This is a genomic window from Acidovorax sp. 62 (assembly GCF_002754495.1).
Lineage (GTDB): Bacteria > Pseudomonadota > Gammaproteobacteria > Burkholderiales > Burkholderiaceae_C > Acidovorax.
Genome location: NZ_PEFJ01000001.1, coordinates 1,229,829 through 1,254,378 on the forward strand (window position 1 = coordinate 1,229,829; position 24,550 = coordinate 1,254,378).

Annotated in this window: 24 protein-coding genes; 12 read left to right on the forward strand and 12 right to left on the reverse strand. The window is 63.0% G+C overall.

All coding sequences use genetic code 11. The annotated features are described in order from the left end of the window. Positions 1–212 precede the first annotated feature (212 nt). Entirely contained in the window at positions 213–410 is a 198-nt protein-coding gene (locus CLU86_RS23010; protein WP_099740916.1) for a hypothetical protein, read from the forward strand. A 602-nt stretch (positions 411–1,012) separates the two neighbouring features. Then, positions 1,013–1,297, forward strand: a complete 285-nt coding sequence (locus CLU86_RS22555) for a hypothetical protein (RefSeq protein WP_143226663.1) — start codon at positions 1,013–1,015, stop codon at positions 1,295–1,297. Between the two features lie 99 nt (positions 1,298–1,396). Here the strand turns inward: CLU86_RS22555 and CLU86_RS05460 are convergent, their stop codons facing one another. Together CLU86_RS05460 and CLU86_RS05465 are read right to left on the reverse strand one after the other, a co-directional pair. Continuing rightward, positions 1,397–1,801: a hypothetical protein gene (locus CLU86_RS05460; protein ID WP_099740918.1), complete on the reverse strand. Its 405-nt coding sequence runs from the start codon at positions 1,799–1,801 to the stop codon at positions 1,397–1,399. A gap of 580 nt (positions 1,802–2,381) precedes the next feature. Beyond that, positions 2,382–3,548, reverse strand: a complete 1,167-nt coding sequence (locus CLU86_RS05465) for a hypothetical protein (RefSeq protein WP_143226664.1) — start codon at positions 3,546–3,548, stop codon at positions 2,382–2,384. Between the two features lie 518 nt (positions 3,549–4,066). On the opposite strand from CLU86_RS05465, the gene CLU86_RS05470 reads away from it, so the two are divergent. After that, a complete protein-coding gene (locus tag CLU86_RS05470; protein WP_099740920.1) occupies positions 4,067–5,767 on the forward strand; it encodes a flagellinolysin in 1,701 nt (566 codons plus the stop codon). Between the two features lie 29 nt (positions 5,768–5,796). Here CLU86_RS05470 and CLU86_RS05475 read toward each other — a convergent pair whose 3' ends face one another. Then, positions 5,797–6,234 (reverse strand): thermonuclease family protein, encoded by a 438-nt coding sequence (locus tag CLU86_RS05475; protein ID WP_099743315.1) that lies wholly within the window; start codon positions 6,232–6,234, stop codon positions 5,797–5,799. Positions 6,235–6,641: 407 nt separating this feature from the next. Here CLU86_RS05475 and CLU86_RS05480 point away from each other — a divergent pair, with 407 nt between their 5' ends. The 4 genes from CLU86_RS05480 to CLU86_RS05495 all read left to right on the forward strand — a co-directional run bounded on the left by CLU86_RS05480 (position 6,642) and on the right by CLU86_RS05495 (position 10,599). Next, the gene (locus CLU86_RS05480; RefSeq protein WP_158236310.1) at positions 6,642–8,693 is read left to right on the forward strand and encodes a DUF3857 and transglutaminase domain-containing protein; all 2,052 of its coding nucleotides are present in this window, start codon (positions 6,642–6,644) and stop codon (positions 8,691–8,693) included. A gap of 387 nt (positions 8,694–9,080) precedes the next feature. Next, a complete protein-coding gene (locus CLU86_RS05485; protein ID WP_369803874.1) occupies positions 9,081–9,632 on the forward strand; it encodes a DUF2242 domain-containing protein in 552 nt (183 codons plus the stop codon). Between the two features lie 129 nt (positions 9,633–9,761). Then, positions 9,762–10,169, forward strand: a complete 408-nt coding sequence (locus tag CLU86_RS05490) for a hypothetical protein (RefSeq protein ID WP_099740923.1) — start codon at positions 9,762–9,764, stop codon at positions 10,167–10,169. Between the two features lie 52 nt (positions 10,170–10,221). Continuing rightward, a complete protein-coding gene (locus CLU86_RS05495) occupies positions 10,222–10,599 on the forward strand; it encodes a hypothetical protein (protein WP_099655201.1) in 378 nt (125 codons plus the stop codon). A gap of 226 nt (positions 10,600–10,825) precedes the next feature. Here the strand turns inward: CLU86_RS05495 and CLU86_RS05500 are convergent, their stop codons facing one another. The 7 genes from CLU86_RS05500 to katG all read right to left on the reverse strand — a co-directional run bounded on the left by CLU86_RS05500 (position 10,826) and on the right by katG (position 16,729). Beyond that, entirely contained in the window at positions 10,826–11,512 is a 687-nt protein-coding gene (locus CLU86_RS05500) for a pseudouridine synthase (RefSeq protein ID WP_099740924.1), read from the reverse strand. Between the two features lie 74 nt (positions 11,513–11,586). Continuing rightward, complete coding sequence (locus CLU86_RS05505) at positions 11,587–11,844, reverse strand: hypothetical protein (RefSeq protein WP_233194820.1); 258 nt, start codon at positions 11,842–11,844, stop codon at positions 11,587–11,589. Positions 11,845–11,948: 104 nt separating this feature from the next. Then, positions 11,949–12,836, reverse strand: coding sequence for a M23 family metallopeptidase (locus tag CLU86_RS05510; protein ID WP_099743320.1), 888 nt, complete (start codon positions 12,834–12,836; stop codon positions 11,949–11,951). A gap of 169 nt (positions 12,837–13,005) precedes the next feature. Then, positions 13,006–13,254, reverse strand: coding sequence for a hypothetical protein (locus tag CLU86_RS05515; protein WP_099655203.1), 249 nt, complete (start codon positions 13,252–13,254; stop codon positions 13,006–13,008). 158 nt (positions 13,255–13,412) lie between these two features. Beyond that, complete coding sequence (locus tag CLU86_RS05520) at positions 13,413–13,880, reverse strand: SRPBCC family protein (RefSeq protein WP_099740925.1); 468 nt, start codon at positions 13,878–13,880, stop codon at positions 13,413–13,415. A 136-nt stretch (positions 13,881–14,016) separates the two neighbouring features. Then, positions 14,017–14,337, reverse strand: a complete 321-nt coding sequence (locus CLU86_RS05525) for a DUF2322 family protein (protein ID WP_099655205.1) — start codon at positions 14,335–14,337, stop codon at positions 14,017–14,019. A gap of 163 nt (positions 14,338–14,500) precedes the next feature. Next, complete coding sequence (katG, locus tag CLU86_RS05530) at positions 14,501–16,729, reverse strand: catalase/peroxidase HPI (RefSeq protein ID WP_099740926.1); 2,229 nt, start codon at positions 16,727–16,729, stop codon at positions 14,501–14,503. A gap of 230 nt (positions 16,730–16,959) precedes the next feature. Between katG and CLU86_RS05535 the strand changes: the two genes are divergently transcribed. From CLU86_RS05535 to CLU86_RS05545, 3 genes are all read left to right on the forward strand, one after another. Then, positions 16,960–17,742, forward strand: coding sequence for a transporter substrate-binding domain-containing protein (locus tag CLU86_RS05535; RefSeq protein WP_099740927.1), 783 nt, complete (start codon positions 16,960–16,962; stop codon positions 17,740–17,742). Between the two features lie 113 nt (positions 17,743–17,855). Continuing rightward, positions 17,856–18,830: a M14 family metallocarboxypeptidase gene (locus CLU86_RS05540; protein ID WP_099740928.1), complete on the forward strand. Its 975-nt coding sequence runs from the start codon at positions 17,856–17,858 to the stop codon at positions 18,828–18,830. 393 nt (positions 18,831–19,223) lie between these two features. Beyond that, positions 19,224–19,610: an SMI1/KNR4 family protein gene (locus tag CLU86_RS05545; RefSeq protein ID WP_158236311.1), complete on the forward strand. Its 387-nt coding sequence runs from the start codon at positions 19,224–19,226 to the stop codon at positions 19,608–19,610. 194 nt (positions 19,611–19,804) lie between these two features. On the opposite strand, the gene CLU86_RS05550 is transcribed toward CLU86_RS05545, so the two are convergent. Both CLU86_RS05550 and CLU86_RS05555 read right to left on the reverse strand, forming a co-directional pair. Continuing rightward, positions 19,805–20,326, reverse strand: a complete 522-nt coding sequence (locus tag CLU86_RS05550; protein ID WP_099740930.1) for a nucleoside deaminase — start codon at positions 20,324–20,326, stop codon at positions 19,805–19,807. After that, a complete protein-coding gene (locus tag CLU86_RS05555; RefSeq protein WP_099740931.1) occupies positions 20,323–21,342 on the reverse strand; it encodes an ABC transporter substrate-binding protein in 1,020 nt (339 codons plus the stop codon). Before CLU86_RS05555 ends, CLU86_RS05550 begins: the two co-directional genes overlap by 4 nt. Positions 21,343–22,230: 888 nt before the next feature. Here CLU86_RS05555 and CLU86_RS05565 point away from each other — a divergent pair. Both CLU86_RS05565 and CLU86_RS05570 read left to right on the forward strand, forming a co-directional pair. Next, positions 22,231–23,172 (forward strand): isopenicillin N synthase family oxygenase, encoded by a 942-nt coding sequence (locus tag CLU86_RS05565; protein WP_233195203.1) that lies wholly within the window; start codon positions 22,231–22,233, stop codon positions 23,170–23,172. A 351-nt stretch (positions 23,173–23,523) separates the two neighbouring features. After that, entirely contained in the window at positions 23,524–24,480 is a 957-nt protein-coding gene (locus tag CLU86_RS05570; RefSeq protein ID WP_099740934.1) for a transposase, read from the forward strand. Positions 24,481–24,550: the final 70 nt, after the last annotated feature.

Sequence of the window (24,550 nt, forward strand, 5' to 3'; positions counted from 1 at the left end):
TTTGTCTCTGTTTTCTGTGAGGCAGAATTCGGCCAAAAGCTGCCCTCCGAACCCGGACCAGAACCATGAAGAAGTTCAGACACCATTCGTACTTTGCTAAGCCGCGCCAAGAGCAGCAGTACCTGTTCCCGCATGTCTGCTTCTCGTGTTGTAAGTCCTTCAAAAAGCCAATGCGAGCGCTCCCTCGACTCTGCCCGCAGTGTCAAGGACCCATGGTGATGCTCAATCGCAAGTTCTCCGCACCCAAAATGACCGACGTTGACCAGTGGCGCAAGGTCGAGTATCTGGTCAGCCAGGGGTTCCGCTTTCAATCCATCCGAGAGCAGCCCAGCGGACTACTCGTGCAGTACCCTGCGACCTTGGCCGATGCGAAATTGTTCGTCAAGCGACACGCCGCCCAGGTCCGATAGCGGCCAAAACCGGCCCGTCACCGGCACCGCTCCGTTTGGCGAAAAGCGGTCACCCATCAAGGTCTGTCAAGGAACTGCCCCGCGTACTTTTGGAACTGTCTCTGAATGCACCTCGTAAAAATTGACCGAGAACGGCCGGACTTTAGAGTCTTCATTGATTTGTTATTCGGTCCTGGATGGAATGTCGATACGGAAGGAAACTCTCATCCAGTCAACAGCCGTACTTGGACTTCGCTCTACATCGCCGACCGAACAAACAATGAGCCTTCGGTCACGATTGAGGCGAGCGAAAACGACCTTGAACTCTTTGAGGTGGAGTCGGCATCCGCCCGACTTGAGGAACTAGCGGCCCTGTACCTCTTTTTGTGCAGCGGCTCCACCATATCCACGGCAGAGGGCGCGCTCGATAACTCCCGATGTATGGCACTGCAGGCACGTTACTCTGCCGAGCTTCAACGAGCGGCCTTGGCTCGATGGCACCAGTCATCCAATAGCAACCCGTATCCGAACTAGCAGCCTCCCGGCTCGACCTTGCTCGACCAACTTTCCCATTTGAGTTGCTCAATCAATAGGCTACAGTCGGCCATAACCATACTTTCGCCATGACGCCAGAAAATTACCCTGTTGTTGGCCGGTTCAAGAACGAGACGGCCAGCCTTCTGACGCTGTATCTTGAGATGGTTCCTGAGCAGGTAATACTTGAACCTGGCGATGAGGTTGAGCTTCTCGCGCGACCCGCTGACGACCTGCTGCCTCTCGATGTTGTGCGCGTGGACGATGGTCTTCACATACACGCAAACAAAGAGTGGGACCCGGATTGGCACGTCAGATTCCGGGGCCAAGTTATCAAAGCCGACCATCCGACCCGGCTTCTTGATTACCGCTGATGCTAAGTGTTTGCGATGCAGGCCTCACCACCGTACCGCGCCGGCCGAAATCGGCCACAAGCAGCCAGTGGTGGAAGGCGAAAACGGACACACAACGAGTTAGCTGAGCGGTGCGCTGCTTTTGCGCGTCCGCCTTGAACGTAATGTTAGGCCGACGACGGTACGAAGAACCACCGGATTGAGAACAAGAAATATGAACCAGTGCGTTGGAAACGCCCACCACGTGAGGAGCGTAGCGTAGCCTGCGCCGATAAAACCAGCCTGAACATGGGACGACGGTTTGTGCCATACCCGAAACAGCGTTTCGAGGGGTAGCGAAGCGGCTAGAACAACAACGAGAAGGAAGGGCGAGAAATAAAACGCGATTGCAGGATGCATGTTCGGTTCGTATTGCATGACGTCGTAATACTCAACGCGAAGGCCAATGAGCACCAGCAATCCAACGAATGCACCAACCGCAAGAGCAGGGAAAGACTTCCAGTATCCGAACGATTCGGTATGCATTAGTGGCCTAACGAATGAAAGGGACTTCCCCGTCCCGAGTGAACCGCACAGTTGCGCAATACGGCATCCAGGTGCCACGATGGGAAGTTCGATCTCTCATCAACTCACTCGTTTGTTGGAAGGGGAAGTCCATGACTGACATTGTCACTATCGGAATCGATCTGGCAAAGAATGTATCCCGCAAACCTTGCGGGACAAACTGGACCGCGCGGGATATTCTGGACATTGATTCCTCCTGAACGCGGCTTGCAGCTTGGGGTTGCAGGTCATGCGCTGTTCAAAAGTACAAGTGTAAAAATTCCGCGAAACCCGGTAAGTCTCACGTTGCCAAAATATAGCTTGCCAGCTGACAGGGACCGGACATTCCAACAGCACGTTTTGGACTGTGAGCCAGCGGGCCGTGAATCAGCGGCAGCTTCCGGGTGGCGCGGTTCAACGGCGGCTTCGGGCCCAAAGGCGCCGGTCCACGTGTCGATACCTCCCCTAGAACAGACATTTGAAGTCATACGCGAGAGAGGAGGGACTGTTGCCACAAAGCCATATGTTTGTCCTAATAAAAATCAGGAACCATGTAGATCTATTAGGTCATTGCATCAGGTAGTGAGGATGCAATTTTCTTTGCTTCTGGACCATTCCCCCATGTAATCACTTCAGCAATGCGCACTTTGAAAGATTCAGTAAAAGTCATCAAACCCAATTTTGAGCCGAAGCGGCGGAGCTCTTTAACTCTGGGCAACATTTCTTCCCAGCAGACTACAATCGGCTGTAGATATTGGAGAACGACTGGATTGGCGAGGAGGCCTTTGAGCAAGAACTGATTATCAAACTCGTGCTTCTCCGATTTAGTCGTTGACCAATACAACGTGGCCGAAAAAGCAGCTTTACCGCAAAGCAATACGAGTTCTCTGCGATCAAGGCCATGATCTACAACTTTCCCTATCAAGTCTAAGCTCTCGAAGATCTGAGGCACGATGATTTCCAATCGAACCAATGGATTTGGATGAGAGCCTTCGATGACCGCTGTCGGCAGTATTGGTTGATTGCCATTGAAGCGGAAGAAAATTAGAGAAAGACCACACACCATCAGGTATAGCAAGCCGGATAAAACTTCGGTTCGATTCTGGTCATCGACGGAATCTGAGTCTTTGACGTGTCGAATGAGATCGCTGACAAAGAGGTGCGTCGCTTCGAAGTCGGCTGCCAGTTCTGTAACATGAGAGACAAGCGCCTCTCTCCCAAAAAGACGTTTGTAGTTTGCAGCTTCAAAATCGTGAACGTCGGTAGCCGGCACTGAGTCGCTATGTCCCTCCGCGAACTCGGCGCGGATAACCCCATGCTCTTGCATGAGGTGGCCGATCTCGTGAAAATAAACCCATGTGATAGCCGCGAAGAATATGTTCTTGACTAGATCCTCATCTCGGAAGCCTTGGGGGAGCTTTACCCTATCGCCGAAAAAGTCATAGAGCTTATCAACGCCGGAATCTTTGGGAATACTTCGCAAGAACTTGCATAGATCCTCAGCATCGCGCCACACTTGGATTGCTAACCCATCGCAAATGGTTACTCGATGTTTCGGCGGTTCTCCCGCTTTACTTAACGAGGACGCGAAGGCGCCGAATCTTCTCTCCCCTCGCCAAGTAATCGTCAGCTCCCCTCCTAGTTTGGTGTATATGCTCTCATTGAGATCACGAGTGATATCTGCTAGGACTTGACTAGCTAATGCATTGATCTTGGCATCTTCCAACATGCACCTCCATATTGTGCAATTCACCCACTGGGGCAGGTCAAGGCAGTATTTTCTGCGACAAGAAGTACGCTCAAGACCTCCAAATTATGAATCGGCTGTCGTTCAGTCAGCTAGTGGATGTAATGCAGAGAGGGTGGAAAGCATCGGCTACACATCGGGCGGTCAGAAACGCGCCAAGGACCATGCAGAAAGCAGTCGCTCACGACCGACGGCTTATGGCCGGTTTCAGCCACTCGCAACCTTTGACCACTGGCGTGCGATCACGTCCTGCCGCTCCTACCGCCGCTCGTGACGCTTGAGTTCCGCCGCGCCATCGTCATGTCGGGTACCTGCACAGAAAAGTTGGTGCGACGCGTCCCTCACATTTCCCAGAAGTTTTCGCCCCAGCGTCCGATAACCCTCACAGAGCCGATCAAAGAGGGAGGTTCCACCGCTGCTGGCGCAGTGGAGCATGCGTCGTTGCGGGCCCCTGGCTGGAGCCCGCGCTGCCTGTCTGGAGACAAACCAAGAGAACTGCCATGGGGCTGAGCGTCAATACCAATGTGATGTCGCAGAGCGCGCAGCGCAGTCTGGGCCGTGTGCAGGGCGAGTTGGCCTTGTCCATACAGCGCCTGTCGTCGGGCCTGCGCATCAACAGCGCCAAGGACGATGCCGCCGGGCTGGCCATATCCGAGCGCTTCACCAGCCAGATCCGGGGGCTGAACCAGGCTGCGCGCAATTCCAACGATGCTCTGTCCCTTTTGCAAACGGCCGAGGGTGCGCTGTCTGGCGTCAGCGGCAATCTGCAGCGCATTCGCGAGCTGGCCGTGCAAGCGGCCAACGGCACCTACAGCGCCTCAGACAAGCAGGCCATACAGGCCGAAGTGGCGCAGCTGGCGGCAGAGATTGACCGGTCTGCCCTGGCCACCCAGTTCAACGGCATGGCGGTGTTTGACTCCAGCCGGGCCAGTGCGGTGGGGGACGAGAACCAGCTGGCTGTGTTTGATGGCATGACCAGCGTGGGCAGCTGGCTGGAGAGCAGCGAGCAGTTGATCTCCCGCCTGTATGGCATCCAGGCCGATGGGGCGGCGCTGGACATTCGCTACACCGGCTTTACTGACAACGCCGGGGGTGTGGCGGCCTACGTGCAGGCCACGGGCTTTGATGCCCAAGGCCGGGGCACCAATCTTGTCTTGCAGGTGGACATGGCCGACTTTGTGCCGCCCAACCTGCCCAACGGCGGCTCGGCCCCGTACTACAACGACCGCATCATTGCCCACGAAATGGTGCACGCCGTGATGGCGCGCGCCACCAACTGGCAGGACTTGACGGGCAACCACCTGTGGTTTGTGGAGGGCACGGCCGAGTTCATTCAAGGGGCGGAGGAGCGCGTCAAAGCCGACGTGGCCAGCTCCAGTGCCGCCGCTGTGGCGGCGGCCATCAATGGGCCGTCCAACACCAGCGCTTTTTACTCGGCCAGCTACTCGGCAGCGCGCTACATGCACAGCCGCATCAAGGCGGCGGGGGGCGAGGGCATCAAGGAGGTGCTCACCTACCTGAACAGCAACCCCGGCTCCACCCTGGACCAGGCGCTGGCCAACGTGTCCAGCGGGCAGTTTGCCAGCGCGGCCGATTTCAAAACCCAGTTTGCAGCGGCGGGTGCTGCGTTCATCGGCGCGTTTGACTTGAACAACGCAGACACCGGCGCCATCGGGGGGCTGGATGTGGATGGCGGGGATGTGAAGACCGCCACCAGTACGGTGCCCAACAGCGGCAGTAAATCGGGCACCAACGTGTTGGACGGCTTCACGGAGTCGTTCGAGGCGATTGCCACCTCGGGCGGCTCTACGACCAGCAAAGTGTTCCAGGTGGGGGCCAATGCCAACCAGACTTTGGAAACCCGGGTCGGCGCGGTCAACCTCAGTGCGCTGGGCTTGCGCAGCACGCTGGATGTGATGCTCTCGCCAGCCCAGGCCATCGTGGCGGTGGACCGGGCGCTGGACTACGTCAACGGCCAGCGCGCAGTGATCGGAGCCCAGTCTTCGCGACTGGAGACCACCCTGTCCACGCTGCAGAACACCAGCCAGAACCTGTCGGCCAGCCGCGCGCGCATTGTGGATGCTGACTTTGCGGTCGAGGCTGCAGCCCTGGCGCGCCAGCAGATCCTGCAGCAGGCGGGCTCGGCCATGGTGGCGCAGGCCAACCAGTTGCCCCAGGGCGTGCTGGCGTTGCTGCGCTGAGGGCCGCCGGGCAGGCCTGCAGATCTGAGTTAACGCGGGTGCTGCCGATGCCGGTACGTCCACGGCGCCTGGGGCCGCTTTTGCGACCACAGCCCCACATGCTGGGCCTGGGCGCGCTGTTGCAGCGGCTGCAGTTGCGGGTGTTGCTTGGCATACGGCGTGTACACCCAGGCCAGGCCCGCGCGCACCTGCGCGGCGGCAATGTCCTGGCCGCTGCAGCGCACATTGGCCACGGTGCGGCCGTAGTCGTCTTTTTGCAGGGGCTGCAGCATGGCTTGCTGCTTGAAGCACAGGCGCGCCAGGTTTTGCTTGGAGCGCAGGCCAAAGGCCTGCTTGCTCTCGGGCGCGTCGATGGCGGCAATGCGTACTTTCAGGGGGCGGTAGGCCCCGGCTTGGCCGCAGCGGGCGGTGAGGGTGTCGCCATCGCTGATGGCAATGACGAGGCAAAGCAGGGTCGTTACAGGCACAAAAATCCAAGTCTGTGGTGCCGTGCGGCAGCGGCGGCCCACATGCCAGCGCCTGCACCACCTGTTCAATTCAAAGGGCAAAGGGGCGCCACTATACGGGCTTCTTTCGTGGGGCCGCCCGTGCGCGTGAGGCCATTGTTAACGCTGCTTGCCGTTGTGTTTCTGGATGTTTCTTTGCGGCGTTTTTCGGGGTAAACGGCCCACTTCGCCACTAAGATGCCACCGCTTGCCTGGGCCCCTGACGGGCCTTGGGCGGGCTTTTTTGCGCAGGCACAAGGCGCCCCGCTGGCGAATGGGTATACCCGCGACAGCAGGAGTGACACCAGAAGCGATGGCTCGATCCATCCCGATGGATGCGTTCAGCGCCCCGGGCTGCCTCCAACCAATCACAGGAAACCGATCCGACTATGTTCAATTACCTCCAATGGGGTCGCCGTTGCTCGGCCGGGGCTTTGTGGGCCCTGGCGGTTTGGGGTGTGGGGGCAGGCGCCCAGACCACGCCGCCCAAGGCCGCAGCCGCTGCAGCGGGGGCCGCCGCTGGTGTGCCGGTGGTGTCGCAACTGTGGCATGTGGACTATGACGTGGCGGCCGATGGCAAGTCTTCGGTGTCTTACGCCACGCAGCACCAGGTGGCCCACGCCAGCGCGCTGGAGCGCATGAAGTCGTTCTCCTTCTCTTACAGCGCAGGCATCCAGTCCGCGCAGATTTTGGAGGCCTACACCCTCAAGGCCGATGGCCGCCGCATACCGGTGCCACCCACCAACTACCAGACCGTGGTGAGCGATGGCCGCGATGGCGCCAAGCCCCTGTTCTCTGACCGCACCCGCATCTCCGTGGTGTTCCCGGACCTCGCCGTGGGCGACTCGGTGGGCATGCGCTACCGCATTGATGACAAAGAGCCCATCTTTGCGGGCGCTTTTTCTGTCATGCAAGGCTTCTCGCCATACGGCGTGCACGAGGACAGCCGCATCACCATCCGCGCGCCCAAGGGCCTTAACCTGCGCTTTGAAGCCCACGGCCTGCAAGAGCAGCCCCCGGTGCAAGAGGGCGACGCCACCGTGCGCCAATGGCGCTACCAGAACACCACCCCCAAGGCCTGGGACGAGGCCGACGCCGGCATCTGGCGGCTGGACGAATCGCCCGTGCTGCTGGCGAGCACGTTTGCCGACTACGAGAGCATTGCCCGCGCCTATGGCGAGCGCGCCCTGCCCAAGGCACGGCCCACACCGCGCATTGAGGCGCTGGCCCAGTCCATCGTGGGCACGCAGACCGACCCGCGCGAGCGCGCCCGGCTGCTGTACGAGTGGGTGTCCACGCAAATCACCTACGGCGGCAACTGCATTGGCGTGGGGGCCGTGGTGCCGCGCGATGTGGACGTGGTGCTCGACAACAAAATGGGCGATTGCAAAGACCACGCCACGCTGCTGCAGGCCTTGCTGACAGCGGTGGGCGTGCGCAGCGAGCAGGTGCTGATCAATGCGGGCGAGCTGTACGACCTGCCCGCCACGCCGGTGGTGTCCACCGTCAACCACGTCATCAACTACCTGCCCGATTTCAAGATGTACCTGGACGCCACCGCCAAGCAGGTGCCCTTTGGCTACCTGCCCGGCAGTGCCTACGCCAAGCCGGTGATCCATGTGGGCGCAGACAAGGCGCTGGCCAGCATCCCGCCCGGCAGTGCCGACCTGACGGAGCAGCGTGCGCATACCAGCATCCAGATCGCCGCCGATGGCAGCGCCAGGGGCAGTCTGAAGGCCTCCTTCAAAGGCTTGGCTGCGGCCCAGATGCGCAGCTACATGGCCGATTTGCAGGGCGACGGCGAGCGCGACTTTGTGCGCAACATGCTGGCGAGCGGGGGCTTCAAGGGCCAGGGCGTGCTGGACCGGGGCGACCTGGCCCCAGCCAAGGAGCTGTCGGACAGCTACAGCTTTTCGATCACCTTCGAGATCGCCAAGTACCTGCAGGCAGGCAAGCGCGGCGCCTTTGTACTGGCACCGGTGCTGAACCTGCCCATGGGCATTGCGCGCCTGGCCGAAGCCGAAGAAAAGCACCTGCCGCGCCGCCGCACGGGCTGCTACGGCTACCACAGCTACGAAACCTATGACGTGGAACTGGGCGCGGGCGTGGCCTTCAACCGTGTGCCGCCCAACCTGCAAACCCGCAACCAGGCACTGAACTACAGCGCCACCTACCAGCGCACCGCCAATGGCTACCAGGTCAGCCGTGAGGTGCACGACACCACGCCGCAGGGCCTGTGCACGCCAGAGTACGCCGCGCAGTGGAACAACGAGGTCAAGCCCATCGCGCAAAACCTGCAAAGCCAGATTTTTTACCAGCGTGGCGAGCCCGCCAAAGAGCAGGCCAGAGGCCAGGCCAAGGGCCCCCAAAAGGGCCAGGCCAGGGGCGCCGCCAAGGGGCCAGCCAAAGCCCCGGGCAAGGTGCAACCCAAAAAGCGATGAAATGGGTTGAGGGTATTGAGAGTTTTTGGCCGCTAAGGCTTATGGATAAAGCGCTGGCAGCTATTGAAGTGATAGCGTTGATAGGCTGCCAGCCTGTGGCGCAGCCACGGCGGTGTGAACGGGCCGTGCGCAAAGAAGGGGAACTCCCGCCTCCCCTGGGGGCTCTGCCCTGGTGGGTTTCTTTGCTGTACGGCTGGGGGCTTTGGGGTGCGACAGCCCTAGGCTTCATGGGGCCGCCCCAAAAACAGGCTACCCTTTCACACCGGTGGGCCACGCAAGCCATCGGCAGGGCGCAGCACACGGCACATGCCCAGTTTGGAGAAAACGGTTTTGAAGCATCTTTTACGCGCACACGTTGGTGGCGCCTTGTCGGCTTTGGCGGGGCGACTGACGCCCTGGGCCGCCCTTGGTGTGGCGGCCCTGTTGGCAGGTTGCGCTGCCACCGGCCCTGCGCCCAAGTTCTATGGCCCGCAGGAGAAGTTTGGCTCGGTCGCCACCTATTCACGCCTGTTTGATGCCACGCCTGCGCAGACTTGCGAAGCCTCGCGCCGCGCCTTGCTCAGCCAGGGTTACCTCATCAACACCACCACGGCCGAGATGGTGGAGGGCAAAAAGAGCTTCCAGCCCAGTGCCGAGACCCATTTGCAAATGGTCATTCGGGTGGTGTGCGTGCCCGACTCTCCCAGCGGCAAGGTCAGCCTGGGCTTTGTGACGGCCCTGCAAGACAGCTACACCCTGCGCAAAACCAATAACTCGGCCAGCCTGGGGGTGGGGGCGCTGGGGTCGGTGTCCTTGCCCATTGCGGCCAGCAGCGACTCGCTGGTCAAGGTGGGCAGCGAGACCATTGCGGCTGACAGCTTCTACGACAGCTTTTTTGACCTGATCAAGCGCTACCTGGTGGCCGATGATGTGCCCGCCGAGGTCTCGGCAGGCAGTTAAAACGGATATTCGCCCCCTCCCCAGGGGCTCAACCCTGAACCCAGGCCAGGCGCGTTCACCGCCCTGGCCTTTACTTTTGGTGCCGATTGCGGGACGATTTGGTTTTCTGCACTGCAACAGGAGACAGCCATGGATTCCGTTCAGCCCCGCATCGACCCTGTGAGCCGCTACGGCGCGGTGAACCCCACCGACGGGGTGCAGCCTGCGGGCCGTGCCACGGTGGGCAACCGCAACGCATCGCAGGCGGCAGACACCACCGCCACCCCGGCCAGCACAACCACTGTGACCCTGAGCCGCCGAGCGCAAGAGCTGTCGGCCCAGCAGACCCGGGAAGAGTCCCGTGAAAACGTTCAGCAAGCCAGTGATGCTGCGCAGGCCCGCCAGGACGCTGATGACGCGGTGGCAGCCAGCGCGGTGGCCTCGCAGGGCAATGCCAGCGGCGCCAACAATGCCGACCGTGCCAGCGGCACCAACCCGCGCGATGCCCAAGTGCGCCGCGCCTACCAAGCCAGCGAGGGCGCGGCCTCTGTGGCCTGACCCATCCTGCCCCAGCCCCCACCGCACGCCACCCGCGCGTTAGGAGTTCACCATGGTCACCGCCGTCAGCAGCGCCGCAGCCGCGCCCAGCAACTCGTATGCCGTGCAGACCGCCCGGCGCGAAGCCCTGCAGGCTGAGCAAACGGCGCAAACCCTGCAAACCCAGGCCGAGGCCGCCCAGCGCAGCGCTGACCAAGAGCAGGCCCGGGCCGATGATTTGAGTGGCCAGTCGGCCGATGCGAGCCAGCGGTCGGTCAGTGCACGGCGCAATCTGGCGGCGGCCAACGACCCAGCCTCTCGCACGGCCAGCCAGTCCCAGACCCAGGCCGTGGCGCCTGCGGCACCTCCTGAAAATACCCGCTTGCTCAGTGCTTCCGGCCGCGTGGCCGGTGGCGTCAGTGCCGGGATGTTTGTGAACGTGTACGCCTGAGCGGGTTGCTACGGTCTTGCTGTGATGGATCCGGCACGGACCTTCTTAAGGCGTTCACGCTGAGCCCTTCGACGGGCTCAGGACAGGCTTGCCGAAGCGCTGCGCAGGGTTTCGACAAGCTCAACCCGAACGGATATTTCAAGTTCAAAGAAGCTCGCTCGATAGCACTGCAACACGCCCAAGGTCTTGTGGGGCCGTGGTCACTTTCGCCCCGGGGCCGTGCCTCTCACTCCATTCGCTGCACCGCCACCTGTTTCCATGCCCCCGGCGCCAGCCCTTCCAGCGTGTAGGGGCCCACGGCGGCGCGCACCAGCCGCAGGGTGGGGTGGCCCACGGCGGCGGTCATGCGCCGCACCTGGCGGTTGCGGCCTTCGCGTATCACCAGCTCCAGCCATGCGGTCGGAATTGACTTGCGCTCGCGGATGGGCGGCACCCGGGGCGCCAGGGCGGGGGCAGGGTCCAGCAAGCGGGCCTGGGCGGGCAGGGTGGGGCCGTCGTTGAGTTGTACGCCTTGGCGCAGTGCGGCCAGGGCAGCCTCGTCGGGCACCCCTTCCACCTGCACCCAATAGGTCTTGGCCATCTTGAAGCGCGGGTCGGCAATGTGGGCTTGCAGCTTGCCATCGTTGGTCAGCAGCAAAAGCCCTTCGCTGTCGGCGTCCAGCCGCCCGGCCACGTACACGCCGGGCAGGTCGATGTAGTCCTTGAGGCCCTGCCACTGCCCCTCGGGGGTGAACTGGCTGAGCACGCCGTAGGGCTTGTTAAAGCAGATGAGCTGTACCGCCTCGGGGGCGATGCGCTCGGTCACGGGCCTGCGCGCGGGCGCTTGGGACGGGCGCGTGGCTTTGGCCGGGCCTGTGCGCGGGGCGGCTGCAGGGCGCGAGAGTGTGGGGCGGCGTGGGGGCTGCGTCGTCATGCCGTTGCAAACGTGGGGCGTGCGGTGAGGGGCGTTTATTCCGAGCGAGGGGTGGCGCGGCAGGGTTGTAGCCCTCAGTCCTCGCCCTTGCCCACCACGGCCCGCACGCCTGCGGCGCCCACATCAACGGTCGTGCCCACCACAGTGGCACCCACCTTCACGGTGGTGCTGACCACTGTCACGGCGGCATCGGCCACGGCCACTACAGCGCAGCCGCTGCCCAGCAGGGGCGCGGCACATGCCGCGGCCCACAGCGCTGCACGGGGCCAGGGCCTGGCGGCGGGGGATACGGCTTGTGGTGTGCCTTTGGGGGCAGGGCGGGTGCTGGGCATGGTGGTGGCGGGTGAAGGGGGCGGAGCGGCAGGGGGCGAAACGTTGAAGGGCGTGAAGGACGTGAAGGACGCACAAAGCTGGCCCGAGGGCCGCTGCTGCATTGTCATTCAATGAACAGGGCCGGGTCCACCATGGTGCGGTTGAGCATCACGCCCCAGTGCAGGTGGGGGCCGGTGACGCGGCCCGTGGCGCCTACCTTGCAAAAGGCTTCGCCCGTCTGGACGGTGTCGCCCACGCGGACTTGAATGCTGCTCAGGTGGCAGTACATGGTGAGCAGGCCATGGCCATGGTCCATCCACACGGTGCCGCCGTTGAAGAAGTAGTCGCCCGTGTCAATGACGGTGCCAGGCAGCGGGGCCACGATGGGGGTGCCCGTGGCGGCTGCAATGTCCATGCCGCTGTGCGGGTTGCGCGACTGCCCGTTGAACACCCGCCGCAGTCCGAACGAGCTGGAGCGACGCCCCGGCACGGGCTGCTGCATGCGCAGCGATGGCAAAGCACCGCCTGCGGGCTCACTCCAGGTGGCCATCACGCGGGCCTGGTGGTCGCGCTCGCGTTCGTAGCGGGCCTGGTCTTCGGGCGCCAAATCCACCGTGCGGGGCGATACCTTGAGTTGCTGCTCGGCGTAGCGCTTGGGCGCCACGGTGTAGGGCAGTTGCCGGGCCTGCGCCAGCTGGGTGTCTGCTCCGCTGGCCAGCAGCGTGGCGTGGGCGCTGCCCACGGCGGCGGCCAATGGGATGCCCAGCACCGCTGTCCACTCGATGGCATCGCCCACCACCAGCACCGGCACGTCGGCATCACCCTGGCGCACCTGCACCCGGGGGCGCTGTGGTGCAGGCCCCAGCGACAGGCGTGCCACGCCGCCCGGCACCTGCAGCGCGTGCGGCCACACCACGGGCGCGGCGGGCTGCGGCTTGGCCGCCCAGCTGGCGCCCGGCAAAGACAAAAGACCCAGGGTGGTGAGCAGGGTGCGGCGGTGGGGGTAGTGCATGGAGTGCGAAGCGGTGAGGGTGCGGGAGAGCAGAGGTGGCTTCAAAGAAAAATAGCCGCCAGGGCGCATTTTATAAGCGCTGGCAGCTATCAATTTTGATGTGGTGGGAAGGCGCAGGCGCGGTGCACCGCATGGCATGCGGCACACCACCAGCCCCATCACAAGGACATCAGTGGGTGACGAACTCGTAGGTCACCGATTCGCTGTCCACCATGTCCAGCACGTCGTTGAGCACGTCGTCATCGTCAGTGCTGCTCCAGGTTTCTTCGGGGTTGGTGGCAAACAGGGGCTCGATGGCGACGTCCATGAAGGTGCCGTTGGGCAGCTTGAGCACAGGGGTGCCTTCCGAGGTGCCCACCAGCTCCCAGTCGTCGGGCACGGACATTTCAAGCTGGATGGTGACGTTGAGTTTTTTCATGGTGCATTCCTGAGGGTAAGGCGGCGAGGGTAACCGAATTTTGAATAAAAAGTGCCGCTAGCGCTCAAGGAATAAGCGCTGGCAGCTATAAAAAAAGGAGCTAATTAACCCAGGCTGCTTTGGGTGGGCGGGCTGCCTTGCCTTCGGTGCAGGCCGCTCTAGCCCGCAATGTTGGCCTCTACCAGCTGCGCCAGCAACTGCAGCGACTCTTGCCAGCCCAGGTAGCAGGCCTCGGTCGGGATCATGGCCGGGATGCCTTCTTGCACCGCCACCAGCTCGGTGCCCACCGATACGGCCTTGAAGGTGATGGTGGTGCGCATTTCACCCGGCAGGTGGGTGTCGTCAAAGCGGTCGGTGTGGACGATGCGCTCGCCCGGCACCAGCTCCAGGTAGCGTCCGCCAAACGCATGGGTGTGGCCCGAGGCCAGGTTGGTGAACTGCATGCGGTACACGCCGCCCACGCGGGCATCCATCTCCAGCACCCGGCCCGTAAAGCCATGGGGCGGCAGCCACTTGGCCATGGCGTCGGGGTCCAGAAAGGCGCGGTACACCCGCTCTGGCGGGGCGCGCAACACGCGGTGCAGGGTGACGGTGCCGGTGGATGCGGGGGCGTTGCTCTGGGTCATGTCGGGCCTTGGGTGGGGGGAGTGGTGGGGCGCCCATCATCCCCCAGCCCTGTGGCGCTGTAAACGCCTGCGCTTGCGGCTTTACAGGGTGTTTCCGATGGGCTGGGTTGGCCGCACAGCCATCGGGTCAATGCACTCAGGCCAGTGCCTGCACACGCACCGCGTAGCTCGTGCTGCCCTGGGCCCATTGCACCAGGCGGTCGATGTTGGGGTGCTTGCCAGGGTGGGCGTGGGCATCGGCGGTGTGCTCGGCATACCACTCCAGGCCCAGGCTGGCAGCGGCGGGCGTGATGTGGCCGCCGTACAGCGCGGCCAGTGCGGCATACAGCGCCAGCGAACCGGCCTGGCCGGGCTTGTTCTCCAGGGTGGCAAGCACAGCGCCGTCAGCGCCCAGCACTTGCAAGGAGGTGAGGTGGGCGGCAGAGGGCAGTTGCTTGAGGCGGTCAGCGAAGTTCATGGGTTCAGTTCCAGACGAAGAAAGGGCTGGCACATTGCTGCGCCAGCCCGGGTGATCCATTGGACTGCCTTTTCAGGGGCAGGCCAAAGCGCAGGGGCGTGAAGTTAACCCAATTTCGCGCCCTGCGCCGCATCCCTCACGGATGCCCGCTCACTTCTCCAAATCACTTCTTCAAGTCGAAGCGGTCCAGGTTCATCACCTTGGTCCAGGCGGCCACAAAGTCGCGCACAAACTTGGGCTGTGCATCGGCCTGGGCATACACCTCGGCCAAGGCGCGCAGTTGCGAGTTGGAGCCAAACACCAGGTCCACGCGGGTGCCGGTCCACTTCACGGCGCCGGTTTTGCGGTCGCGGGCTTCAAACACATCGTTGGCGGACGATGTGGGGGCCCAGGCGGCGCCCATGTCCAGCAGGTTCACAAAGAAGTCGTTGGTGAGCTGCCCGGCGCGCTGGGTGAACACGCCATGCTGTGCACCCCCCACGTTAGCGCCCAGCACCCGCAGGCCACCCACCAGCACCGTCAACTCGGGCGCGCTCAGGGTCAGCAGCTGCGCCTTGTCGATCAGCAAGGCCTCGGCGGGCACGCTGTAGGCCTTCTTCTGGTAGTTGCGGAAGCCATCGGCCACGGGCTCCAGCACGGCGAACGATTCCACATCGGTCTGCGCCTGGCTGGCATCGGTGCGGCCGGGGGTGAAGGGTACTTCCACCGCCTGGCCTGCGGCCTTGGCCGCAGCTTCCACACCGGCATTGCCTGCCAACACGATCAGGTCGGCCAGCGATACCTTTTTGCCGCCGCTTTGCGCCGAGTTGAACGCGGCCTGAACGCCTTCAAGCACCACCAGCACCTTGGCCAGCTGCTCGGGCTGGTTGGCTTCCCAGTCCTTTTGCGGGGCCAGGCGGATGCGTGCGCCGTTGGCACCGCCGCGCTTGTCCGATCCACGGAAGGTCGATGCCGAAGCCCAGGCGGTGGACACCAGCTCCGCCACCGACAGGCCCGACGCCAGCACCTTGGCCTTGAGTGCGGCCGCGTCCGTTGCGTCGATCAGTGCATGGTCTACGGCAGGCACGGGGTCTTGCCAGATGAGGTTTTCTGCTGGCACTTCAGGGCCCTTGTACAGGGCCTTGGGGCCCATGTCGCGGTGGGTCAGCTTGAACCAGGCGCGGGCAAACGCGTCGGCAAACTCGGCCGGGTTCTGGTGGAAGCGGCGGGCAATTTTTTCGTAGGCCGGGTCCATGCGCAGCGAAAGGTCGGCGGTGGTCATCATGGGCGCGTGCTTTTGGCTGGGGTCGTGCGCGTCGGGGATCAGGTGCTCTGGCTTCACATCCTTGGCCACCCACTGGTGCGCGCCTGCGGGGCTCTTGGTCAGCTCCCACTCGTAGCCGAACAGCATGTCGAAGTAGCCGTTGTCCCAGGTGGTGGGGTTGGGCTTCCAGGCGCCTTCAATGCCGCTGGTGGTGGTGTGCACACCCTTGCCGCTGCCCAATGTGTTGATCCAGCCCAGGCCTTGCACTTCAATGGCGGCGGCTTCGGGCTCGGCGCCCACCAGGGTCGGGTCACCCGCGCCGTGGGCCTTGCCGAAGGTGTGGCCGCCAGCCACCAGGGCCACGGTCTCTTCGTCGTTCATGGCCATGCGGGCAAAGGTTTCGCGCACATCGCGGCCGCTGGCCACGGGGTCGGGCTTGCCGTCCGGGCCTTCGGGGTTCACGTAGATCAGGCCCATTTGCACGGCGGCCAGCGGGTTCTCCAGGTCGCGCTCGCCGCTGTAGCGGCTGTTCGGCTTGTCGCTGGTGGCCAGCCACTGGGCTTCGGCACCCCAGTAGATGTCTTCTTCGGGTTGCCAGATGTCGGCACGGCCCCCGGCAAAGCCAAAGGTCTTGAAGCCCATGGATTCGAGCGCCACGTTGCCCGCCAAAATCATCAGGTCGGCCCATGAGATGGCGTTGCCGTACTTTTGCTTGATGGGCCACAGCAGGCGGCGGGCTTTGTCCAGGTTGCCGTTGTCGGGCCAGCTGTTGAGCGGGGCAAAGCGCTGGTTGCCCGTGCCCGCACCGCCACGGCCGTCGCCAGTGCGGTAGGTGCCTGCGCTGTGCCAGGCCATGCGGATGAACAGGCCGCCGTAGTGGCCCCAGTCGGCAGGCCACCAGTCTTGAGAATCGGTCATCAGTGCTGTCAGGTCGGCCTTGAGTGCTGCGTAGTCCAGTTTTTCAAAAGCAGCGGCGTAGTCAAAGTCTTCGCCCAGCGGGTTGGAGGCTGGAGCATGCTGGTGCAGGATGCCCAGGTTCAGCTGGTTGGGCCACCAGTCGCGGTTGGACTGGCGGGCCACGGCGGTCTTGGCGCCTGCCTGTGCGCCTGCGGCACTGTGGAAAGGGCATTTCGATTCGTTGCTGCTCATGGGGCTCTCCTTGGTAGTTGGCTTAAACAAGTGAACGAAGGATATTTCAATCAACTATCCATATCCATTGATTAAAACTAATCGCAGGCATGCACTGGCGCTATGCAATGGGGCGGCTGGCAAAGAGGCCTCCGTGGTAACCCCGCATTGGCATTCATCGTGCTTTGGCTTACGGTGCTTTCGCTATCGCGTTTTCCCTTCACCCTCGTCCTCTTCGGAGCCTTTTTGAAATGACCCCCCAAAAAATCCTCGCCATCGCCGCTGCCGCCGTCATCACCTGCCTGTCCTTCACCCAGGCGGCGCAAGCAGGCCCCCGGCTCGACAAGATCATGGAGGCCAAGACCATCCGCGTGGGCACGCCGGGCGACTACCGGCCCTTCGCCATCAAGACCGATGCGGGCTTTTCGGGCCACGACATTGATGTGATCGAAACCATGGCCAAAGAGCTGGGCGTGAAGATCGAATACGTGCAGACCTCCTGGCCCAACCTGGTCAAAGACCTGCAGGCCGACAAGTTCGACGTGGCCGTGGGCGGCATCACCCGCAACGTCACCCGCATGCGCCTGTTTGACATGCTGCCCGGCTACGCCCCGTTTGGCAAAGTGGCCTTGGTGCGCAGTGCTGACAAGGCCAAGTACACCAGCGTGGACGCCCTGAACCAGCCCACCGTGCGCGTCATCAAGAACCCCGGCGGTACCAACGAAACCTTTGTGCTGGCCAACCTCAAGGCCGCGCAGGTCAGCACGCACGACAAGAACGCCGAGATCCCTGCGCTGATCGCCGAGGGCAAGGGCGATGTGATGATCACCGAAACCTACGAAGCCCTGCACTACGCCAAGGCCGACCCGCGCCTTTACGCCGCGTTTGTGGACGCACCGCTGACGCCCAAGAACTACCTGGGCTTCATGGTGCCCACCGACGACGCCGACTACACCCGCGTGATGGGCTTTGTGTGGGGCTTGATCGAAAGCCGTGGCGCCATTCAGCAGGCCGCCACCAAGTGGCTGAAGTAACTTGCCCAGCGGGTGAGCTGCCGGCTTGATGGATCCCCGCCATACCCCTGCAAAATAAAGGCCCCGGCCACACGCCGCACACCCCTTCCGGCGTTGCCGCCGGGGCTTTTTTCATGACCGTACCCAGCACTGCGCCCACTACTGCACCCGCCTCGGCATTCCCTCCCGCTTCGTATCCCATTGGCACCCCCGGCCAGCCCTGGGGCGCTGCCGAGCTGGCCCAGTGGCGCGCGCGCCAGGTGCGCCAGCGCAGCTATGCCGACGACGTGCTGGCCGCCGTGGATGCGCTGCGCACCCGCTTTGATGTGACGAGCTATGGCGAAGTGGCCTACGGCGACGAACGCTATGCGCTGCAGGCCATTCGCCCCCGCGCCTGGGTGGCGGGCCTGCCCACCGTGCTGGTCACCGGCGGTGTGCATGGCTACGAAACCAGTGGCGTGATGGGCGCGCTGCGGTTTGTGGACCAGCACGGCGAGCGCTACGCAGGCCGGGTGAACTGGCTGGTGGCCCCCTGCATCAGCCCCTGGGGGTGGGAGCGCATCCAGCGCTGGAACCACGACGTCATCGACCCCAACCGCAGCTTTCGCCCCGGCAGCACGGTGCAAGAGTCTGCCGCGCTCATGGCGCTGGTGGCGCAAGTGGCCTCGCTCTGCGGCCCGTTTGCAGCGCACATGGACCTGCACGAAACCACGGATACCGACGAATCCGAATACCGCCCCGCAGTGGCCGCGCGCGACGGCAAGGCGTTTGAGCCCGGCAGCATCCCCGACGGGTTTTATCTGGTGGACGACACCGAGAACCCCCAGCCCGCCTTCCAACAGGCCGTGCTGCAGGCGGTGGCCCGCGTCACCCACATTGCACCGCCTGACGAGCGCAACGAAATCATCGGCTCGCCCATGACGGAGCCCGGCGTCATTCGCTACGAGCTGGCCGCCTGGGGCCTGTGCGCCAGCGTGACAGGCGCGCGCTACACCACCACCACCGAGGTCTACCCCGACAGTCCCCGCACCACGCCCGAGGCTTGCACCGCCGCGCAAGTGGCGGCGGTGTGTGCGGCGCTGGATTTTGTGCTGGCCAGTGGCCGCTGACCTGCGCATGGACGACGTTGCAAAGCACAAGCGCCAAGTGAGGGAAGCGCTGGCGCAGCGCGGCCTGGGCGCGTGGATGTCCTCCGTCGGCTCAGGGCCCTGGGCTGTCTGTTGGGAATGACACCCGTAAGCTGCCGTTGATTCAAAACAGATGGGTTGGTGCTAGAGAGCACGCAGTAGGTGAACGCGGTTGGGCTTACTGTCACGCTATAGTTCGCCGACTTAATGCTTGCCGGGTTTCATGAGAAATTTATACCTGATTATTTCCACAGCAACCAGGTTCGCAAGCCAACAGGCAAGCGGGTTGCGAGTCTTTGTCTCAAAAGATGTATCGTCACGCCCCGGATGTATCAACCGTGTTTTGCCGTCTACATTGAGTTGGGCGTCATTGAGATGAGTGAGATCGAACGCATTCTCCTTAACGGCAAGTCTGCGCGAGACGATGAAGTTAAGCCCGTACCCCCGAATGAATTGCGCGCGCTCGAAGAATTGCTGCGCTTCACTCTTCCGCCTAGTTACTGTGAGTTTGTAGCCTTAGGTGGCTTGGGTGAACTTCGGATCAACCATCGTGTGCTGAATCCGCAAGAAGTAATCGAGAGCATCCGCTATGTCGATGGCAGTCAGTATGTTCCGTTCGCCGACAATGGGTGCGGCGATCTTTACTGCTGGCCTCGCTCTGGTGAAGAGGAACCGATGGTCGTCTTCGCTGATCACGAAACGGATGAGTATTCCCAGGACGCCAAATCGTTTGCTGAATGGCTAGCCAAAAACCGGTTCTAACACGCCGATGACGCCCAACCCCTCCGTCAACCGGACCGCCTGCAAGCTGCGCTTGCAGGTTCGCTCCGGCCTTCGGCCTCCGCCGGCCGGTTACGTCGAACGTTGAGGTCAGCCAAAAATCAGGCTAAATAGGCTTCTGGCGCTTATGGATAAAGCGCTAGAAGCTATTGAAAACATAGCAATCTGCACCGCAGTCAAGCCTTCCATGCCCCCTGGTGCGATGCCGATGCCTCATCCACCAGCGCAGGCCCAATGCACTCGATGGCGTGGCCTGAGGTGTTGAACACATCGTGGCACGACAGCTCGGCATCGCGCTGGTCCAGCCGCTCGCCACGGAACACGCGCAGCCGCTCGGCGTCAATGCCGTACACCACGCGGCCAATGGCCGACCAGAAGATGGCACCTGCGCACATCACGCACGGCTCGCCCGACGAGTAGAGCGTGGCCTGGGTCAGCGCCTCGCGGCTGTGGCGCGGGCTGGCCAGGCGGATGGCCGAGGTCTCGGCGTGCGCCGTGCAGTCGCCCGTCTCGCCATTGGCGTTCCAGGCCTCGGCCAGCACCGTGTCGTCGGGCGCCACAATCACCGCGCCAAAGGGCCGGTTGCCGCGTGCGCGGGCCTGGTCGGCCAGCGCAATGGCGTGGCGCAGGTAGCGGCCATCGCGCTCGTGCAGCGGCACCTCTGCGGGCAGCGGGGGCTGTGCAGGCACTGCCGTCATGCCGCCACCTTGCGGTCTGCCGCAGTGGGCAAAAAGGCGGGGTTGAACACGCGCTCTGCCGCAGGCTTGCGCGCCAGGCCATACACGGCGGCCACCTCGTCCACTTGCTGGGCCAGCACGCTGGCCTGCACACCGCCCAGGCCCACGCTTTGCACCTCGGGCGCAGCCAGGTACTGGCGGGTGATGGCCCAGCGCTCGCGCTCCACATCCATGTTCAAGATGGGCTCACGCGCCTTGATGGCTGCCAGTGCGGCATCGGGGTTTTGCAGTGTCTCGCGCAGGGCGCGGTTGCTGGCGCGCAAAAAGGCTTTGGCCAGCTCGGGCTTGTCTTGCAGCAGCTTGCCCGCCAGCACGGCGTTGCCATACAGCTGCAAGCCCGCCTTGCCATATTCCAGAACCGCCAAATCCTTGGGCGGCATGCGCGCAAACAGCGACACGGCCGAGTCGTGGAAGTACGTGGCCGCGTCCACATCGCCGCGCACCATCACGTTGTCGCGCGCGCTGAAATCGGTGGTCACCCATTCAAACAGGTCGGGCGTGGTCTTGAGGCTGCGCGCCACCATGGGCCAACTGCGGCGGGTGGATTCCACCGCAGCCGCCGCCACGCGCTTGCCTTTGAGCGAGGCAAAGTCGCTGGTCACGCCACGGTCCTTGCGGCCAATGATGACGAAGGGCGCGCGGTTGTAGTACTGATAGATGGCCTGCACCGGCGTGTCGGGGTTTTGCGCGTGGAACTCGGTCAGCGAGCTGATGTCGCCCAGCCCCAGGTCATACGCCCCGCTGGCCACACGGGTGATGGAGGCCACCGACCCCGCCCCCACGTCAATGCTCACGTCCAGGCCTTCGTCCTTGTAGTAGCCCTTGGCCTGCGCCAGAAAGAAGGGCGATGTCTGGCTCGTCACCCGAAAGTCGAGCGTGAACTTGAGCGGCGTGAGCGGCCCCTGGGCATGCACCCACGGTGCCGCAAGGCTGATGGAAGAAGCGACAGAGGTCGAGAGAAACAGGCGTCTTTGCATGGCGGTGCCCCATTGAACAAGTGCTGCAGACCACCGACCGCACTCGCTGTGGGCGGGGCAGGGCGCGCGCCCCTGCACAAGGCAAACGGGCACCCGCACCAGCCTCCGGCACATGCCAGGCAGGTCGGCACGAAACTGAGCAATTTCCGGGCAACACAGGCGCGGGGCCTGTGTGCTGAACGCTTCTACTCAAGGGCATGCCAATGCATGAAGCGTGCCCGGCGCGCGACATGGTGGTGATGTTGCGGTGGTGATTCAGGTCGCTCTTGCTGCAGCGCAAAGGGTGCACGCTGCTTTTGTGGTGGCGGCTGCGCGGCCTGCTGGGCGCTTGCGTTGGCCTGAGCACACGGCGCTGCACCAGCTTGCGCACGCCGTTGTGGTGCAGCGCATCACCGAAGCGGGGCAGAGTATGGTGCTGCGCACCCTTGCATGGCACTTATGCGTTGTCTTTGCGGTGTCTTTGAGTGCTGTGAGTCGCTGGGAAGCCACCGCACTGCTGGCCCCTGAATTGCTTGGGTGAGGCCAAGAGTAGAAGCGTTCAGCGCTGCAGCGTCCGCCCACCAGGGTGCGGAGGCGGTAGGCGGGTCATTGCTCTTGAAGAGGGAAGCGGCCTGGCTCCGGCAGGGCCGTTGCCCCTGTCCACTTCAAGGGCGCCCAGGCGCATGCATGGGCCAGTGAACGTGTCTGCTGTGCGCCGCACAGAGATGGCAACGCTGGCCTGTGCAGGCCCAGCCCTTGTTGATTTTGTACTTTGGTACTTTGACAAGGAACACTGCCATGACCACCGCTATCGCTACCGCTGCTACCCAGCCACACAGCCTCTCCAACACGCCGTATTCCCCCTCCGTCGCGCCCGACGTGCTGGGCGAGCTGGCCAAAGAAGCCCGTATGGGCGACATGGGCCAGGAGACCCACGCGCGCGAAGTGCGCTGCATTGACCTGAGCGACTTTGAACATCGCAAGCGCGAGATTGCCGACGAGTTGTGGAGCGCGGCGGTAGACATTGGCTTCTTCCAGGTCAGCCACCACGGCATTGCGCTGCAAGACATTCGTGATGCCTTTGCGCGGGCCGAGGCTTTGTTTTCGCTGCCAGCCGAAACCAAAGCCCAGTGGCCCCTGTCCCGCAACGCGGGGTGGGAGCACAAGAGCCAGATCCGCCCCTCCACCCGCACGCCCGACCAAAAAGAGTCCTACCAAATCACCCGCCCCCGCATGCAGGGCCTGTGGCCCACCGATGCCGAGCTGCCCGGCTTTCAACAAGCCAGCCTGGCCTTTGAGCGCCAATGCTGGGGGGTCGCCATGCGACTGCTGTCGTGCTTTGCGTACAAGCTGGGGTTTGATGAAGGCTTCTTCACCCGCGCCCACAACCCCGAGGTGCCCAGCTACCAAAGCACGCTGCGCATGCTGCATTACTTTGCGATGGACCCGGCCCTCAAAGATGAACTGGGCCTGTGGCGCGCGGGCGCACACACCGACTTTGACTGCCTCACGCTGCTGTTCCAGCGCCCAGGGCAGGGCGGCCTGCAGGTGCTGCCCGGCAAAGAGATGGAAGGCCGCCAGTGGACGCCGGTGGAGCCCGCTGAAGGCGTCATCACCTGCAACATCGGCGACATGCTGACCCGCTGGAGCGACGACGCGCTGCCCAGCAACTTCCACCGCGTGCGCAACCCCCTGCCGCACGAATACCAGGGCGCCCGCTACAGCCTGGCCTTCTTCGCACAGGCCAACGAAGACGCCGTGATCGAAGGCCCCGGCAAAAAGTACCCACCCATCACCGGGGCGGAGTACCTGCGCCAGCGCATCAGCGCCAATTTTTCCAATCGGTATTGAGGCGGGCGGCAACGTCGGCTGCGACGTTATTGAGTCGGCATCTTTGAACTTGAAAAATCCGTTCGGGCTGAGCCTGTCGAAGCCCTGCGCAGCGCTTCGACAGGCTTGTATGGTTTAGCTCCCATCAACCAACCAGTAAGAAAGGGCGAGGAGCCGGGATGCAGGGACATCGACAGGCATCGGCAGTTGCTTCAGATCCAACTGACCGACCTACTGAGTCATTACCCCATCCCTGCGCCGAGCGTCGATAAGGAACCTGACGAGGGCAAGCTGCGCTTGGCAGCACCGATCGTCAATTCTTGCAAGCTCACGCCGACAGCAGGACACATCCCGGCGCTCGTATTTTGAGCGATGAACCCTCAACAAGCTACTGAGTTTGTCGGCGTGGATGTCGCCAGCGCCCATCTGGACGTGGCCGTGCAGGGCCAAGCCAGCGTGCGCAGGTTTGCCAATACACCCCAGGGCATTGCCCTGCTGCTGCGCACGTTGCGCCCTGCAAGCGTACTGGCGCTGGAGTCCACCGGCCGCTACCACGTGCCGCTTGCGCTGGCAGCGCACGCCGCAGGCCTGCATGTCTATGTCCTCAATCCCCTGGATGCACGCCGCTACGCCCAGTCCGTTGGCCAGCGCGGTAAGACCGATCGGATGGATGCGCTCGTGCTGGCACGCTATATTTGCCGTGAACACGCGCAACTGCGCCAATGGCAGCCACCCACCGCTTGCCAAGCCGCATTGCGCGAACTCCTCGCACACCGGGCAACTCTGGTGCGTCAGCGCAGTGCACTGGCTCAAGCCGGCTGCCACAGCAAGACGCTTGCACGCCTGGACGAGCCGGTGCTGGCAGCTCTGCAGCAAGCCATCGAACATATCGACGAGCAACTCGCCAGCACCGTTCAGGCCGATCCCGCAAGCCAAGAAACGTTCAAATGCATCACGTCTGTGCCCGGCCTAGGCCTGATCTGTGGGTCGCTGCTGGTAATGCTGTTTGGGCGTTTGCAAACACGCAGTGCGGATGCTGTGATCGCATTCACCGGGCTTGACCCGCGCCCCAATGACTCCGGCAAGAAGACGGGGCAAAGGCGCTTGTCCAAGAGGGGCTGGCCGGAGACAAGGCGTTTGATGTACGCAGCGGCCATGTCGGCGGCGCGCACAAAGACCTGGAACGGGTTTTACTGTGCTCAGCGTGACAAAGGCTTGAGCACGACCGCTGCACTTGTCGTGCTTGCCCGTAAGCTCTTGCGTGTGGCTTTCTCACTGTTCAAGCAGCAAGCTCTGTTCGATCCCGCGCTGGTCGCTGGCAGAGCTTGACGGGAACCATAGAACCTCAGCCCGAACGGTTCAAGTTGATTCAAGCCGACTCAATAGCTGCAACGAGGCG